We start from the raw sequence: 15,413 nt of genomic DNA, 5'->3' as shown, positions 1-15,413 counted from the left end.
TTCAAAAATCAGTCTGCGTGAATCACCGGCTCGAGCTTGCGCTGCAGCTTGATCGGCGGCACGCGGCGGGTTTGCCACACCGACACGACGGCGATCACCGCGGCCATCGCGAGACCCAGATGAATCGCCCCGACCAGCGCCTCGCGCGCACTTTCGAGCAACATCGCGCCGTTGTGGCCAGCATGGGTCAACTGGTCGACGAGCGTGGTCTGCGCATCGCGGTTGATCAGGATCTGCGGATCGCCGAGATCGGCGAACCAGTGCGACGCGCCCGCGCCTTCGAGCGCATTGCGCACACCGCTCTTGTACATGTGGGTCACGAGCGTGCCGGTCAGCGCCGTGCCGATCATGCCACCGATCATCCGCAGCGACTGCAGCAGCGCGGTCGCGATGCCGAGGTGTTCGCGGCCTGCGGTCTGCTGCGCGAAGATCGTCAGGTTCGGCATCACGAAGCCGAGCCCGAGGCCGCCGACGACCATGAACGACATCAGCACCCATTGCTGCATCGAACGGGTCGCGACGACGATGCCAAGGCATGACAGCGCGACCATCGCAAAGCCGATGTACAGCATCAGGTTCGGATTCTTCACCCGCGACACGACGCGCCCGTTCGCGATACTGCCGATCGTGATGAACACGACGAGCGGCGTGATCACGAGGCCCGCCTCTTTCGGCGACATGCCGAAGCCGCCCTGGAACAGCAGCGGTGCGTAGAACAGCAGCGAGAACATCGTGAAGCCGCCGAGCACGGCCAGCGTGAACAGCGCGGCCAGACTGCGGTTGCGGAACATGTCGACGGGCAGGATCGCGGTCGGGCAGCGCTTTTCCCATTTCCACAGCGTGACGGCCGACGCGACGGCGAGCCCGAGCAGCGCGAACGCGCTCAGCGTGATGCCGTGCTTCGGCAGCAATTCGACGAACAGCTGCAGTGAGCCGAGCGCGATCGCGATCAGCAGCGCGCCGGGCCAGTCGAGCCGCATTTTGCCGGTATGTTCGACGTGCCGCAGATGCGGCAGGAAACGCCAGACGAAAAACAGCGACAGCAGCCCGACCGGCAAATTCACATAGAACACCGAGCGCCAGCCGTAGTACTGCGTGAGAAAACCGCCGAGCGACGGGCCGACCGCATTGGCGATGCCGAACGCCGAGCTCATCAGCACCTGCCAGCGCAGCCGCACGACGGAATCGGGGAACAGATCGGGAATGCATGCGAACGCGGTGCCGACGAGCATGCCGCCGCCAATGCCCTGCAACCCGCGCGCGAGCACGAGAAACAGCATGCTGTTGGCCGCGCCGCACAGCACCGAGGCGGCGGTAAACACGACGATCGACGCAATCACGAACGGCTTGCGCCCGTAATAATCGCCAAGCCGCCCGAAAATTGGCACGGTGATCACCGAGGTCAGCAGATACGAGGTTGCGACCCATGCGTACAACTCGAAGCCACGGAGTTCGGACACGATGGTGGGCAGCGCGGTGCCGACCACGGTCTGGTCGAGCGCGACCAGCATCGTGACGAACGAGATGCCGAGCATGGCCAGCAGGGATTCGCGGAACGGTAAGACTTGCCCACTCGAATGGTGAGCGGCGGTATGGACAGCCATTTTTGATGGAGCAAAAGTTGACGTGTCAAAAGATTGGGGATCATACCATGGTGCGACGCTCCAAGCGGGACGGAACGCGTCTTGCAACGCGGTAGACTGACTCCAAGTACCCAAGACACGACATGCCAGGGAGGCCCATGCAGCCGAGTTCGCTCGCAACACCATCCTTATCGGAGCAGGACCTCGCCGCGCTGCGGCGCGCGAAACACCAGCTCGAAAGCCCCGCGCTCACGATGAAGCTCGCGAGCGTCGTCGGCGCGCCGATCGAGAAGCTGCTATCGCGCATCCCGGCGTTCGCCAACCAAAAAGTGTCCGATGCGACGCAGGCCGCGTTGCGCAAATGTCTGTCGATCGCGCTACGCACGCTCGGCCGGCGCGACGACGCCAAGCTTCTCGCGCCCGACAAGCCGAACAACCTGCTGCACAAGTTCGCGGTCGCGACCACCGGCGCGGCCGGCGGCGCGTTTGGATTGGTCGCGCTGCCGGTCGAGCTGCCGGTCACGACTACGCTGATGTTCCGCTCGATCTGCGACATCGCGCGAAGCGAGGGCGAGGACCTGACCTCGGTCGACACGCAGCTCCAATGCCTGACCGTGCTCGGCATGGGCGGTACATCGAGCGAGGACGACGACGCCGACCTCGGCTACTTCTTCATGCGCGGCGCGCTAGCGCAGGCGGTGTCGAAGGCGTCGTCCGAGGTGGCCAGCAAGGGCTTCACGACCCACGGCTCGGCGGCGCTGCTGCGGCTACTCAACGCGATCGCCGCGCGCTTTTCGGTGCAGGTCAGCGAACAGATCGCCGCCAAATCGATTCCCGCGATCGGCGCGGTGCTCGGCGCGATGGTCAACACCGTGTTTATCGATCACTTCCAGCAGGTCGCGCACGGGCACTTCACCGTGCGGCGGCTCGAGCGGCAATACGGCCAGCAAACGATCGAAGCCGTCTATCGGACGCTCGACGTCACGCTCGACGCCTGAGCCCTGTTCGCGGCGCGGCTCGTCGCGCGTCGCACGAACGCGGCCGCGCGATCGAGCGCGCGGTTCGCCTCCGGCATGAACGGCGCGAACATCGGCCACACGTGCGGCAGGTTTTTCCACACTTCGCATTCACAATCGACTCCTGCCGCGTGTGCATGGTCGGCGACGCGGCGCGCGTCGTCGAGCAGCACCTCGGTGCTGCCCGCCTGCAAGAACAGCGGCGGCAGACCGCGTAGGTCCGCGTAGACCGGCGACGCGTACGGATGCGTGGCCGGCGCGTCGCCGAGATAGACCTTGGCCGCGCGCTCGATCGAGGCGCCACAGAACATCGGATCGACGCTGTCGTTGGTGCGCAGGCTCGCGCCGGTCGTTGCCAGATCGGTCCACGGCGAGAACAGCAGGCCGCCAGCGGGCATCGGTGCGCCGGCGTCGCGCAGCGCGACCAGCGTGGCGAGCGCGAGGCCGCCGCCGGCCGAGTCGCCGGCGACCACGATCGAGCTCGGCGCGATGCCCATCGCGAGCAACTGTCGATAGGCGGCGGTGGCGTCGTCAAGCGCGGCCGGAAAGCGATGCTCGGGCGCGAGGCGGTAGTCGAGGGAGAAGAGCCGCGCGTCTGCGCGGGTAGCGAGAGCGAACGTTAGCGACCGATGCGTGCGCGGCGAGCAGAAGTAGTAGCCTCCGCCGTGGCAATACAGCACCGTCGGCTCCGCGCCGCCGGCCGTGCCGCCGTCCACGCGTTCCAGCCATTCGCCGACGAGCGGCGCCTCGCCCGCGCCATACGTTTCGCGAAGATGCCAGCCGCGCGGCACGCGTGGCGACCACACCCGCTTCGAGGTCAGCGCGCGCGCCCGCTCGACGTTGATAGACGGCTTGAGGGTTTCGGGCCGGAACTGCCTGCGCAAATACCAGCAAGCGAGCGCGCTTTGCCAGCTCATCGGGACATGCTCCTTCGTTGAAGTCCCGTCATGGTACGGGCGGTGGCGGGGGCGCCGTTGGTTGGCGGGTTCTAACGGTGTGAAGCTGCTTTTGGCCGCGGCACGCGCGCTCGGCCCACGCTACGCACACGCGAGGCCCACGCCTAGTTCGCCGGCAACACCTGCCCGCGAATTTCGCCCGTCGGATTCTGCGCGGTATGAACATTGAAGTACCACTGCCCCGCCATCAGATCCGTGACCTGCTGCTCGGTCAGCTTCGCCGTGCCTTTGATCGGACTCGCGAGGCCATTCTTCTCGATCGGCACCTGGACCTTCGCGTTCTGGCCAACCGGCGCGGGACCGTGGAAATGCGCGGCGGTGACCGGACCGCTCAAGCCTTCGTAAGTAGCAGTCCACTGCAGCGATTGGGTGGATGTGTCGAAGGTCGCATTCAGCACGCCGTGCCCGTGACTCACGCGCGGCGGCACTTCGCTCGACGGCTGGAGATCCGCCTTCAGCGCAACCGTATCCGCGAACGCAGCGCCCGACGCAAGCGCCCACACCACCACGGCCAGATTCAATTTTCGCAGCGAAATCATGGTCTTCTCCGGACATTGACGCGCCGCCGCGGCACCCGTGTCGGCCGTGCGGAGCTTCCACATACTAGTGCAAATCATTTGGAGCCGGTGAGGTTGGGATGGTGGCTTGCGCGGGCCGCTTTAATTCGAACCGGACTGTGATTGAAACAGAAGGCCTGATGGGCAACGTGCGCAATGCGCACAGGCGTTCGTCACGATATGCCTAAAAATACCGGCAAAAACGTAGTGCGAAATCGTTTTAATCGATTTAATCGAAAAGTTAATTGCGCGATTTGTAATGAATAAATGACGCTGTTCCTGGTATGCTTCGATTTGCGAGAAGTGACTCCTTCATCGAAGGATGTCTCCAAATCTTTAACGCGGCTTCGGCCGCGTTTTTTTTCGTCCCGATTTTGGTCGCGGCCGTTTGAATCGGCCGCGTATTCGCGCGAGGTCACCGCCCGCCGCCCGCTAGGCGAGCAATGCGGCCTGCTGTTCGATGCCATCGAGCATCGCCTCGCATTGGCGGATTAGCGCATGCCCCTCGTTACGCAACTGCTCGGGCGACTTCGCGACAATGTCGCGACGATAGGCTTCGAGCGCGTGTACGAGTGGCTGATACTGCAGCACGCTGGCCGCCCCCATCACCCGATGCAGCCACTCGGGCACCCGCCCCGTGTCCGCGCGTTCGAGTAACGTCGCAAGCGCGTTGAAGTCTTCGCGCATCGACGAGACGAATGAACCGAGCAACGCCTTGACCGTCGACTCGCTTCCCCATAACTGCGTCATGTGTGCTAGTTCGATGGGCACGTACGGTTCGACACCGACGCGCTGCGTGATCTGCCGCTCGCCGGCCGGCGCAGACGATTCGCGACCGCATGTTTCTGCCGGCGCGGGGTGCCGAACGGTGTCGGTGCCAAACCAGCGGCTCAGGTAGTCGCGCAATGTGGCGAGCCGAGTCGGCTTGATCAGACTGTCGTCCATGCCGGCTTCGCGGCACAGCCTCAGGTCGTCGGGCGCGGTGTTGGCCGTGATGCCGAGTATCGGCAGACGCTGCGCGCCGACGCGCAGTGCCTCCGCTTCGCGGATACGGCGAGTCAGTTCGTAACCGGACAGGTTTGGCATGTGACAGTCCGTGATCAGGCAGCCATAGCTCGTGCGCTCGAGCGCGAGAAGCGCTTCGGCGCCGTCGTTCGCGACGTCGCACGCGAACCCCAGCAGGGCGAGTTGATGGCGGATCAACTCCTGATTGACTGGGTGATCTTCCGCGACAAGAATCAGTCGCCCGCTCGCGATCGCGCGTTCACGATCAGGCGGCGGCGCGACGCCATCGGTCGAGAACGGCACGCCTGGCGCTCGCGGTACCATCGGGGACATCGACGACAGGCCCGTCATCGCGGCCGCGCATGCGGCGCCGAGGCCGCGCCACGAAATCGGATTGATGCTCACGCGCACCTTGTCGTCGAGGATGCGGTAACCCGTCGGCATCGGCTTTTCGGTCAGCGTGACGACACGCGCGTTTGCGCCGATCTGTACGGGCAACGTGACGTCCTCGCCGACGAACAGCAGATCCGCGCGGCTCAGCACGTCGCTTTTGCCCTGCGTCGCCGCAGCGGCCGAGAGGCGGCGCAGTTCGAGCCCGAGCGCCTCGCCGAAGTGTGCGAGAGCGCTGCCGATGCGCGGATCTCGCGTGATCACGACGGCGCGTTTGCCGCGCAGACCGTTGATCGAATAACGCCGTTCGACGATCGGCATCGTCAGCCGCACGATCATCCTCGTGCCGTGGCCGGGTTCGCTGCGCAGCGCGAGCGTGCCGTTCATCAGGTCGATCAGCTTGCGGCAGATCGTCAGCCCAAGGCCCGTGCCGCCGAAGCGCCGCGTGGTGGACGACTCAGCCTGCACGAACGGCTCGAACAGGCCCGCCTGCACGTCCGGCGCGATGCCGATGCCGGTGTCCTCAACGGTCAGCTCCAACGTCTGCGAGTCCGCGCGATCCTGGACGACCGCTACGCTCACACCCACCTCGCCCTTCGGCGTGAACTTGATCGCATTGCCGAGCAGATTGAACAAAATCTGGCGCAGACGCACGCTGTCGCCACGGAGCGTCGCGGCGGCGTCGGTCGCGATGTTGACGCGCACTTTCAGCCCTTTTTCGTGGGCGCGCCCCGCGAGCAGGCCGACCGCGTTATCGACGAGCTCGCGCAGATCGATCGGCTCGGCTTCGAGCGTGAGCCGCCCCGCCTCGATCTTCGAATAATCGAGCAAATCATCGAGAATCTGCAGCAGCGCGCCCGCCGACTCATGGATCATGCCGAGCATTTCGCTCTGATCGGTACTGAGCGGCGTGCGCTCGAGCACTTCGACGAGACCGAGCACACCGTTCATCGGGGTGCGGATCTCGTGGCTCATCATCGCGAAGAAGTCGTCCTTCGCGCGCGAGGCCGCCTCGACCACATCGCGTGCCCGCGCGAGTTCCTCCGAACGCGCGCGCTCGACGCTCGCATCGACCCAATAGCCGCTCCAAACGACGCTGCCATCGGCTTCTCGCCGCGGCACCAGCTCAGCCCGCACCCACTTTAGTTGACCGGCGTTTTCGAGGCGGAACTCCATATGCACTGGGCAGGCGCAGCTCGCGGAACGCTCGAGCTCGGCGAGAACGCGCGGCCGATCCAGCTCCGACACTCGTTGGAAATCGACTCGTGCTCCCCCCTGCCAATCACCCTCGCCGAGCAGATGCCGCGTGTCGCCGCCGATGTACGGGAAGGAATACGCGCCGGACGGCGAGCGCCGCAACTGGAACACGACGGCGGGCAACGAGCGCGTGACGTCGAACAGGCGCCGTTCGGTTTCGCGCGCGCGCATTTCAGCGCGCCGGATGTCGGTGATGTCGACCATCGTGCCAAGCACGTACGCCGGCTGCCCATCGCTGGCCTCGCAGACGCTCGTCCAGAAAATTCCATGCCGCGTCTCGCCAGCGCCGTCCTCGAACTCGAGTTCGACTTTCGCGATGCCGCCGCCGCGCAGGATCTCGCCCGTGATGTCGTCGAGCACGCGGCTGTTTGCGTCGCCCCATGTGCCGACCTCGGTCGTCGTGCGCCCGAGCACGTCCTTCCGCTCCAGTCCGCACGCTTTCTCATAGGCCTCGTTGATCGCGATGTACCGTCCGTCCAGGCCTTTCGCGATGAGCGGATACGGCACCGTCTTCATCATCGTTTCCTGGAAGTTCAATTGCAGGGCGAGTTCGCGCTCGGTCTGCTTGCGTAGCCGGACTTCGCGTTGTAGCAGCACGTACGCGCGCAACGTGACCAGCAGCACGACGCCGATGCCGATCAGCACCGGCAGCAGCCGCACCGCAGTCACGCTCCATACGGCGTTGTCCGGCGCGGCGGGACTAACCCACTTGCGCCGGATGCGCTGCTTTTCGGCTGCCGGCATCGCCTGCAACGCGCGATCGATCAGCTCGACGAGCGGGCTCAGATCCTCGCGCACAGCAAAATACAACGAGTCGGATTCGCCGAGCGAGTCGAGCACCCTGAGCGCGCCGACGTAGTGCTGCCGCAGTTGCACATTGATCGCGGCAGCGTTGCCGACCAGCACGTCGGCCTCGCCGCTCGCGACCATGCGCATCGCCTCGCCCAGGCTCGCCGCGACGACGATGTGATCGACCGGCACCGTTTCCAACGCGAGCGGCACCGAGCCGGCCACATGCGGCGACATCACGACGCGGCACGACGTGATGTCGTCGAACGAGCACGGGGGCGGCGCGCCGCTCCGCCCGACGATCACCAGCGGATCGCTCTCGTACACACGGCTATGGTCGGCGCCTACCAGAAGCGCGCCGCGACTCGATGTGGAGGACAGCATCGCGAGGTCGCCACGCTGGAACGCTTCGACGGCGGCGGCCCAGTCGGCCATGCGCGCGCGGTTGAACACGACACCGAGCGTGCTGCTCAGGTACGTGAGGTAATCGGCGGTCAGACCGACGGGGCGACCTGCGGAATCAACATAGCTGAACGGCGCCCAGTCGTTGTCGAAGCCGACCTGCAACGGCGGCAGCGAACGCAGCCAGTTCTTCTCTTCCGGCGTCAACGTGAAGCGTGGTGCATCCGGCGTGGGCGCCGCGTTGAAGTTGCCGGACAGCCAGCGCGCGCGTATCGCGGCGGCCTCGGCAGGATTCATCGACACGAGCGCACGGTTCAGCTGATCGCGCAAAGCAGGCTGGCGAGGCGATACGGCAAAGCGCAGGTCGAGCGCTTTACCGCCTTGCTCGAACGCTACGCGCAGATTGCGATACGCGTCGGTCGCCAGTTCGTATTGCACGACCGGCGTGAAGCCGAAGTAGACGTCTGCATCGCCATGCAGTAGCGCGTTCAGCGCTTCGTGCGTGCTCGCGAACGAGACGATACTCGCGCGAGGAAAACCTGCGCGCAACAAACGCTCACGCGCAAAACCGCGCTCGATCGCGATACGCGCGCCAGCGAGGTCGGTGGGGTTCACATGCCGGGCGTCGTCGCGACGCACGACGGCCGAGGCGAACGAGTGGAAGTAAGGAGCCGTAAAGCTGAGGCAGCGCTCGCGCTCCGGCGTGCGCGCTATGCTCATCAGCAGGTCGACCTCGCCGGCGCAAGCCGCGGCGACCAGCTTGGCCATGTCGGGAAAGCTCTTCGTCTCGATGACGACGTTCGGCCCCACGAGCGCGCGCAACAGGTCGCCGCTGACGCCGGCGAGCCGGCCGCCCAGCGGAATGTCGAACGGCGCCCAGCCTCCTTCGAGAATGCCGACCGTCAATCTGGCAGGAAATGCAATGGATGACGACGCGGAAGAACCCGCTCCCATTGCGGAAATTACGGGTGGCTGTGACGCAGCGCCGGCAGGTCCGGCCATGCAGACCGCATCCGTAACCGCCAGCAGAAAAAACGCGAGCCAATGCGTCATTGAGTGGCGCGGCGAGCGCGGCCAAAGACACCGCAACAAACGCCGCAGCCCCAATGTCAGCACCGCATCGACCGGAAGTGGTGAGTACCGTCCCTCGCTCACGAAACGTCACCCTGCCCGTCCACCAACGACACCGAAGACGAATCGGCTCCGCCGTCCAGAAACGAGAACAGCACGCCAGCCGCGATTGCTCCGGCCAACGGCGCGGCCCAGAACAGCCACAACTGATCCAGCGCCCAGTTGCCGACGAACAGCGCCTGCGCGGTCGAGCGTGCGGGATTGACCGCTCCATTGGTGATCGGAATGGACACCAGGTAGACGAGCATCAGACATGCGCCGGTGATGAACGGCGCAATCGTTGCCACCTCTTTTCGAACGACGACCAGCAGGCATGCTCCGACAAACACGAACGACAGCACGAATTCCACGACGAGCGCCGTATGCAATGGATAGTCGGCGGGCGAATGAGCGCCGAAGCCGTTCGCCGCGAATTCACTCGCGGAGAGTTCGAAACCTGGCCGGCCGCTGGCGAGGCAGGCGAGCAGCGCCGCGGCGACTATTGCGCCCCAGATTTGCGCAGCGATATAGGGCAAGACATCACGCACGGGAAAGCGCTGCGCGATCGTCAGGCCGATGGTGACGGCAGGATTGAAATGCGCGCCGGAAATCTTGCCGAAGGCATAGCTGCCGGTGGCGAGCGCAAGACCGAACGCCAACGACATTTGCAACGCGCCAGTGCCCTGCAGCACGCCTGTGGTGTCTAGCACCGTACTGCCGCAGCCGACGAACACACGAGCCAAGCCGTACCCACACCCTCGCTGCACAATCGCTTGCCTAGCGCAACCATCTCTATCCCGTCCATCAAGTATGAGGCACAGACGCCAAACGATCGCGCGAAGAGGTCTGCACCGGATTCCCCTGATCCATTGGTAATCGGATCACGAACCAGCCACTTGGCAGTTGCGGCGCAAGGCGCGCAATGACAGGCGGCCAGGATTATTGGGTGCCCCCCACGCCACGGCAATCAGATAAGTCTGATAAGGGCTACCTCAAAGCCATCGAGAACAAGAATTTGTGACCGTTGCTGCGCCTCATATCAGCCCAATCTGAGTGGCGTAGTTGATCAGGTCGGCTTCTGTTTCCAGTCCGAGCTTGCGCATCGCGCTGCGTTTTTGCGTGCTGATGGTTTTGTCGCTACGTCGCAGACGTGTGGCGATCTCGTGCACCGCGAGGCCTCGCACATAGAGTTGAAACACCTCCCACTCGCGTGCGCTCATCACACCGCCGCGCCGGGGCGGCGCAGGCTCCGCGGTCGCGAGTGCGGCCCGAACCTGTTCCGATAGATGGGTGCCCCCGGCGGCAACGGCTTCGATTGCGTCGATCAATGCGTCCACGGCGTCGCGCTTGTCGACGATTCCAGTCACGCCGATATTGCGCAAGCCGGCCAACACATGCGCGCGCCCAATCATGGTCAGCACGACCACGTGGGGATGCGGCGTGCGCCGTAGCAGCCGGCGCAATAGCGGCACCGCGCTGGTGTCTCCGTCGAGTCCCGGCATGCCGATGTCCGACACGACGACGTCGCATGCGCAGGCATCGAGCAGCTTCGCGAGACCACGGGTGTCGGCAGCTTCGCCGACAATTTCGATATTCGGCTTGTCGCGCAGCAGAGATCGGACGCCCGCGCGAATGGAGTCGTGATCGTCCGCCACGACGACGTGAATCTTGTTTGGCATTCTTTTCCGTGACTTTTTTATGGTGTCGATCGGGCATACCGCACTAAATGTGTCCCCCGGTTATGCCGATATATTCGCCGCGCGCCTGCGCAGTATGTTGCAGCTCGCTTAACGGCTTTGACCAAGCCCTTCTGGCACTACGCCATACTCGACTGCGAAGCGAAACAGTTCGGCGTCGCTATTCAGCGACAGCTTGCGCATGGCCATGCACTTCTGCGCGCTGATCGTCTTCACACTACGTCCCAGCCGCGTGGCGATTTCCGTGACGCCGAGTCCTGACGCGTATTGCGTAAAAACCTCGAACTCTCGGCGAGACAGGGTGGCGCGCACGAAGTCGAGACGTTTCGTCAGCGTGACATCGGCCAGCATGGCGCGCACCGCCGGACCGACAAAACATTCGCGCGCCAGCGCCATGACCACCGCCACATGGATCAGATCGATACGATCACGTTTGCTCAGCAGCCCATCCACGCCGAGCGACATCACTTTGCGCAGCGTCGCCGCCTCCGTTTCCATTGTCAGAATGACGAGCGCCACGTTGGGATAGCGCGCCTTCAACTGCCTGACGACGTCGAACCGGTTGTCGTTGTGCCCTCCTGGCATGTAAAGGTCCATCAGCACGATATCGCAAGGACTGCGATCGACTTCGATGAACAGTTCGGCGACATCCGCCGCACGGCCAACCACCTTCAGGTCTGGATAGTTGCCAATCAGATTTTCTATAGCCAGCAGAACCAGCGGATGATCATCCGCAATGATCGTTCGAACAGGCGAGCCTGATGCAGCCATGAGGTTCATCGTCTGGCGCTCCTCGATACTTTCATTTCTCGACACCTTGTTATGTGTGACCGGCGCTCACGCAATGGTCGAGCATTTCTATTGCGACAAACATCAGAGCGCTCTGAAATGGAACGAACAACCGTATGCCTGATGCTTAGTCTTCCGATTCGAGGAGAACCGTGCCACAGGCGCGCACACAGGAAAAAAGCGCGGGGTCGTCGTTGACTCCAAGCCGCGCCATCGCTTCGCGCTTGTGCCGGCTCACCGTGCGGCGATGGCAGCCGAGCGCCGCCGCGATCTGCACAATGGACTCGCCGCTCACGAGCCTGCGCAGGATGTCGGTCTGCCGCTTCGACAGCAGCAGGGCCGACACGAACCGACCGTTGTCCGGCTGCAAACGCGCGAGCGTATCGACTACCGAGCGGCCCAGGTAGCGCGCGCCGCGCGCACTGTCGCAGACCGCTTGCGGCAGTTCCTCGAGCGAATCGGCTTTGCCGATCACACTGACCGCGGCATCGGCGACGACGACACGCAACATCGCGGCATTCGTCTGCCCGGTCACGACGACGACGCGCAATGACGGCCACTCGCCACGAATGCGCCGGATCAGGCCGAGTCCGTCGCCAATCTCGCCGGCGGGCTCCGGCATGGAAAGATCGACGACGAGCACGTCGCACGGTGTGTGTTGCAGCAATGCGATCAACGCAGTGGGCATCTGCGCCTGACCGACGACGGACAGACCTTCGTGCGCCTCCAGTGTCGATTTCAGGCCAAGCAGGACGAACGGGTGATCGTCCGCCAGAATGATTCGAAGATTTGTCACGATTAGTCTCGCTCGCTATAAGAATGGTCGAAATGCGCGCGGCAGTGGCTGTGCAGGCGGCAGGCATCGACCTGCGTCGCGACACTCAAGCGACGTGCCGGAAAAGCCATCTGATCACCCTCGCAAATTCACGACAATCGGAGCGTTCCTAATCCAGATCAATAACCGGGATAATTTATAGTTCTACCAAGCAATATGCGCACCGTGATTCGAATCGAATCAAAATCAATTCGGCAACGCAAAGCGGGCGCTGTTCGCCCCATGTCTCACGCCGCATCGCAAGCACGCGTCGCGCGCATCGCACGCGTCGACGCGGCGCGCGGAAACACCGGCAATGCGAGCAACGCGCAAGCGCTCGCCACCGTCCACACCAGCGGCCATGCTCCGATAGACAGCAGCGCCGGAATCGCGAGCGGCGTCACGAACAGCGTGAGGAACACGCAGGTGTTGCCCATCGCGAGCGCGGTGCCCGCGCGGCGAGTACCGGCGAGCGTCGCGAGTTCGGTGAACGCGACGCCGTGCCACGCCGACGCGCTAACTCCGCCGAGTACGATCATCAGCGCGAGCGGCGCGACCGCCCCGGCGCGACGCAGGCCGATGAGCCCGGTCGCGAGCGCGAGCAGCACGAACAGCACGGCGGTCAACAGACTGCATGCCCGCATATACGCGCGGCGGTTGCCGCGCCGGTCGGTCCACGCGCCGCTCCAGACCCGCGCGATCGCGGCGCCAGTCTGCACCGCGGCCATCGTCGCGCTGATCGCGAACACGCCGGCACGCCCGAAGTCGTGCAGGAACACCGTGCCGAATGTGATCACGGCAATCTGCGGCATGCACAGCGCGCCCGCGCCGAGCGCGACGCGCCAGATCGCGATGTCGCGCAATGGGGAGATCATCGGCGGCGGTGCGCTGACGTTCGAGGAGTCCATCCTCCGACCGTTGGCCGCCGCAGCACGGGCCGTCGCAGCCGCGCGCGCCCCTTTGGGCGCCGGCGTATCGTCCGCGTGTGCGGGCTCGTGCAGCCAGCGCCACGCGAACCATGCGGTGATCGCGCACGCCAACGCCAGCACCGCATAGGCGCTCGCAAAACCAAAGTGCGCGGCGAGCACCGGCAGGACCAATGCGCCGAGTCCACCACCCGCCGGCACGGCGGTTTGGCGGATGCTCATCGCGAGGCCGCGCTCGCCTTCGCGAAACCACGCCATCACCGCTCGGCCGCTCGATCCGTTGACGCTGCCGCCCAGCAGTCCGACCAACAGCAGCCCGAGCGCGAGCGGGACGATGCCGGGCACATGCGCGCCGCCCGGCGACACGAACAGCGCGAGACCGGCGAGCGCGACCGCGGTCGACAGCAAGCCGAGCAGCAGCACCCGGCGATCGCCCCAGCGGTCGGTTAGCAGCCCCCACGGCAACTCGCTGATCGCAATGCCCAGGCCGAGCATGCCGAGCACGAGGCCGAGCCCGTGGTTGCCCAGGTGGTAGTCCGAGCGCAGGAACACCGCTGTCGTCGGAATCCCCGAAAATGCCGCCGAAAAGCTCGCATTCGCGGCAAAACCAACGCCCAGCACCTTCCAGCGATGCCGCGCGCCGCGCTCGCCGGTGCCGCCCGACGCTGTCATCGATCCGTTGTCCATCACACCCTCCGTGTGTCATTCGGGGGTATGCTACGGCTGGGCATTCCATCGGCAAAGCCGGAAATTTAGATCGCCACCATCGGAAAAACCGAATCATGAGCCAGCGTGGTTTCGACCTTGCGCAGTTGCGGACCTTCGTCGCCGTCGCCGAATCGGGCGGGGTGTCGGCTGGCGCGCAGCGCGTGTTCCTGTCGCAGTCGTCGGTAAGCGAGCAGCTGAAGAAGCTCGAGGAGCGCGCCGGCCAGCCGCTCCTCGTGCGCGGCCGGCAGGGTGTGAGTCCGACGTCCGCGGGCGAGCGCCTGCTCGAGCATGCGCGCCGCATCATCGCGATGAGCGAAGCGGCCTTCGACGACCTGCAAGGCCGCTCGCTCGACGGCGAGCTGCGCATCGCGATCACCGATTACTACCGGCCGCACGACATCGCGCGCATCCTCAAGACGTTTTCGGAACAGCATCCGCGGCTGAAGCTGCACGTGACGGTGCTGCCGAGCGCGGTGATCGACAGCGGCGCGGACGATCACGCCTCGTTCGACATCGGTTTGTCGGCGCGGCTAGTCACAGGCCAGCTGCGTGCGCGCGGCGCCGGTGCCGGTGCCGCGAGCATCGTCGTGCGGCGCGAAAGGCTGCTATGGGCCAGTTGCGCCGATGCCGCCACCCGCCCCACCGCGCCGTATCAACTGGTGCTGCTGCCGTCGACGTGTCAGTTGCAGCGCTTCGTCGTCAAGCTGCTCGACGAACACAAGGTACCGTACGTGGTGTCGCATTCGGCATCGGGCGTCGCGGGCCTGCAGCTTGCCTTGAAGGCGGGGCTCGGGATTTCCTGTCTGAACGAGTCGTCGCTCGGCGGCGGCGTGGTGGCGTGTGCCGCGAACTTCGGCTTGCCACCGCTGCCCGCCATCGAGTTTCATCTGCTGCCCCGGCGTCCGGGCGAAAGCGAGTTGGTCAGCAATGCACGTGATGCGCTCGTGCGGCTCTTCGCATGACGCACAAATGAAATTCACAGCAAAATTTATCGATCGACATCAGCTAATCACATTTACTTGATGCATTGCGATCGATAAGCCGCGGCGCCACAAAATCCGGCGCGCTGGGGCCTGCATCCATGCTGGTCCGCGATTATCGGAGCGCCTGTTTTCCTTTGTATTCTCTATTGACGCGTCCGATAAATTGTTGCACGCTGCTGCTGGCTACCGGGCGTTTTCAGCGCCTCACGCGTCGCTCTTTGCAGCCAGAAAGCCGCCGTCCCAGGCGCATCCAGCGCGAATCATTGTCGCAGATCAAGGTTTTGGCCGGACAATTGCATCATCATTGCGCTTCCATACTTCGCGGTCCCGAACAAGCCCGTTCCGAATAGCAGTTAATAGCAACTCAATTAAAAGCAGCTAGTCCCGAGATGCATCGTTTCCGGATTCATAAGGCAATCCGCACACGCGCG

10 protein-coding genes and 1 pseudogene are annotated in these 15,413 nt (G+C 64.5%); 2 read left to right on the top strand and 9 right to left on the bottom strand.

Going from position 1 to position 15,413, the window contains the following annotated elements; translation table 11 throughout:
- Nucleotides 1-8: 8 nt before the first annotated feature.
- Nucleotides 9-1,604, bottom strand: a complete 1,596-nt coding sequence (locus tag OKW41_RS42615; protein ID WP_429453256.1) for an MDR family MFS transporter — start codon at nucleotides 1,602-1,604, stop codon at nucleotides 9-11.
- Nucleotides 1,605-1,741: 137 nt separating this feature from the next.
- Here OKW41_RS42615 and OKW41_RS42610 point away from each other — a divergent pair, with 137 nt between their 5' ends.
- Nucleotides 1,742-2,581 carry an EcsC family protein gene (locus tag OKW41_RS42610; protein ID WP_429576134.1) on the top strand — a complete coding sequence of 280 codons (840 nt, stop codon included), beginning with the start codon at nucleotides 1,742-1,744 and terminating at the stop codon, nucleotides 2,579-2,581.
- Here the strand turns inward: OKW41_RS42610 and OKW41_RS42605 are convergent.
- The 8 genes and pseudogenes from OKW41_RS42605 to OKW41_RS42570 all read right to left on the bottom strand — a co-directional run bounded on the left by OKW41_RS42605 (nucleotide 2,548) and on the right by OKW41_RS42570 (nucleotide 13,978).
- Entirely contained in the window at nucleotides 2,548-3,516 is a 969-nt protein-coding gene (locus tag OKW41_RS42605; protein ID WP_184067089.1) for an alpha/beta hydrolase, read from the bottom strand. The two genes, OKW41_RS42610 and OKW41_RS42605, sit on opposite strands and share 34 nt — an antisense overlap.
- A 143-nt stretch (nucleotides 3,517-3,659) precedes the next feature.
- Nucleotides 3,660-4,094 (bottom strand): CHRD domain-containing protein, encoded by a 435-nt coding sequence (locus OKW41_RS42600; RefSeq protein ID WP_429453260.1) that lies wholly within the window; start codon nucleotides 4,092-4,094, stop codon nucleotides 3,660-3,662.
- A 450-nt stretch (nucleotides 4,095-4,544) separates the two neighbouring features.
- Nucleotides 4,545-8,957, bottom strand: coding sequence for an ATP-binding protein (locus OKW41_RS42595; RefSeq protein WP_429576133.1), 4,413 nt, complete (start codon nucleotides 8,955-8,957; stop codon nucleotides 4,545-4,547).
- A 149-nt stretch (nucleotides 8,958-9,106) separates the two neighbouring features.
- A pseudogene (aqpZ, locus tag OKW41_RS42590) lies at nucleotides 9,107-9,855 on the bottom strand (aquaporin Z).
- A 244-nt stretch (nucleotides 9,856-10,099) separates the two neighbouring features.
- Nucleotides 10,100-10,744: a response regulator transcription factor gene (locus OKW41_RS42585; protein WP_184053864.1), complete on the bottom strand. Its 645-nt coding sequence runs from the start codon at nucleotides 10,742-10,744 to the stop codon at nucleotides 10,100-10,102.
- A gap of 108 nt (nucleotides 10,745-10,852) precedes the next feature.
- Complete coding sequence (locus tag OKW41_RS42580) at nucleotides 10,853-11,542, bottom strand: response regulator transcription factor (RefSeq protein ID WP_090802973.1); 690 nt, start codon at nucleotides 11,540-11,542, stop codon at nucleotides 10,853-10,855.
- A gap of 136 nt (nucleotides 11,543-11,678) precedes the next feature.
- Nucleotides 11,679-12,347: a response regulator gene (locus tag OKW41_RS42575; protein ID WP_429453266.1), complete on the bottom strand. Its 669-nt coding sequence runs from the start codon at nucleotides 12,345-12,347 to the stop codon at nucleotides 11,679-11,681.
- 266 nt (nucleotides 12,348-12,613) lie between these two features.
- Nucleotides 12,614-13,978 carry an MFS transporter gene (locus OKW41_RS42570; protein ID WP_429576132.1) on the bottom strand — a complete coding sequence of 455 codons (1,365 nt, stop codon included), beginning with the start codon at nucleotides 13,976-13,978 and terminating at the stop codon, nucleotides 12,614-12,616.
- Nucleotides 13,979-14,073: 95 nt separating this feature from the next.
- On the opposite strand from OKW41_RS42570, the gene OKW41_RS42565 reads away from it, so the two are divergent.
- Nucleotides 14,074-14,961 carry a LysR family transcriptional regulator gene (locus OKW41_RS42565; RefSeq protein ID WP_429453269.1) on the top strand — a complete coding sequence of 296 codons (888 nt, stop codon included), beginning with the start codon at nucleotides 14,074-14,076 and terminating at the stop codon, nucleotides 14,959-14,961.
- The last annotated feature ends 452 nt before the right edge of the window (nucleotides 14,962-15,413 follow it).

It is taken from the genome of Paraburkholderia sp. UCT70, from assembly GCF_050434085.1.
GTDB classification, from domain to species: Bacteria; Pseudomonadota; Gammaproteobacteria; order Burkholderiales; family Burkholderiaceae; genus Paraburkholderia; species Paraburkholderia tuberum.
This window is presented reverse-complemented; position numbering and strand designations above follow the sequence as displayed.

Coding starts and splice junctions, on each gene's coding strand:
- OKW41_RS42615 (WP_429453256.1), bottom strand. CDS start 1,604: ATGGCTGTCCATACCGCCGCTCACCATTCGAGTGGGCAAGTCTTACCG.
- OKW41_RS42610 (WP_429576134.1), top strand. CDS start 1,742: ATGCAGCCGAGTTCGCTCGCAACACCATCCTTATCGGAGCAGGACCTC.
- OKW41_RS42605 (WP_184067089.1), bottom strand. CDS start 3,516: ATGAGCTGGCAAAGCGCGCTCGCTTGCTGGTATTTGCGCAGGCAGTTC.
- OKW41_RS42600 (WP_429453260.1), bottom strand. CDS start 4,094: ATGATTTCGCTGCGAAAATTGAATCTGGCCGTGGTGGTGTGGGCGCTT.
- OKW41_RS42595 (WP_429576133.1), bottom strand. CDS start 8,957: ATGGCCGGACCTGCCGGCGCTGCGTCACAGCCACCCGTAATTTCCGCA.
- OKW41_RS42585 (WP_184053864.1), bottom strand. CDS start 10,744: ATGCCAAACAAGATTCACGTCGTCGTGGCGGACGATCACGACTCCATT.
- OKW41_RS42580 (WP_090802973.1), bottom strand. CDS start 11,542: ATGAACCTCATGGCTGCATCAGGCTCGCCTGTTCGAACGATCATTGCG.
- OKW41_RS42570 (WP_429576132.1), bottom strand. CDS start 13,978: ATGGACAACGGATCGATGACAGCGTCGGGCGGCACCGGCGAGCGCGGC.
- OKW41_RS42565 (WP_429453269.1), top strand. CDS start 14,074: ATGAGCCAGCGTGGTTTCGACCTTGCGCAGTTGCGGACCTTCGTCGCC.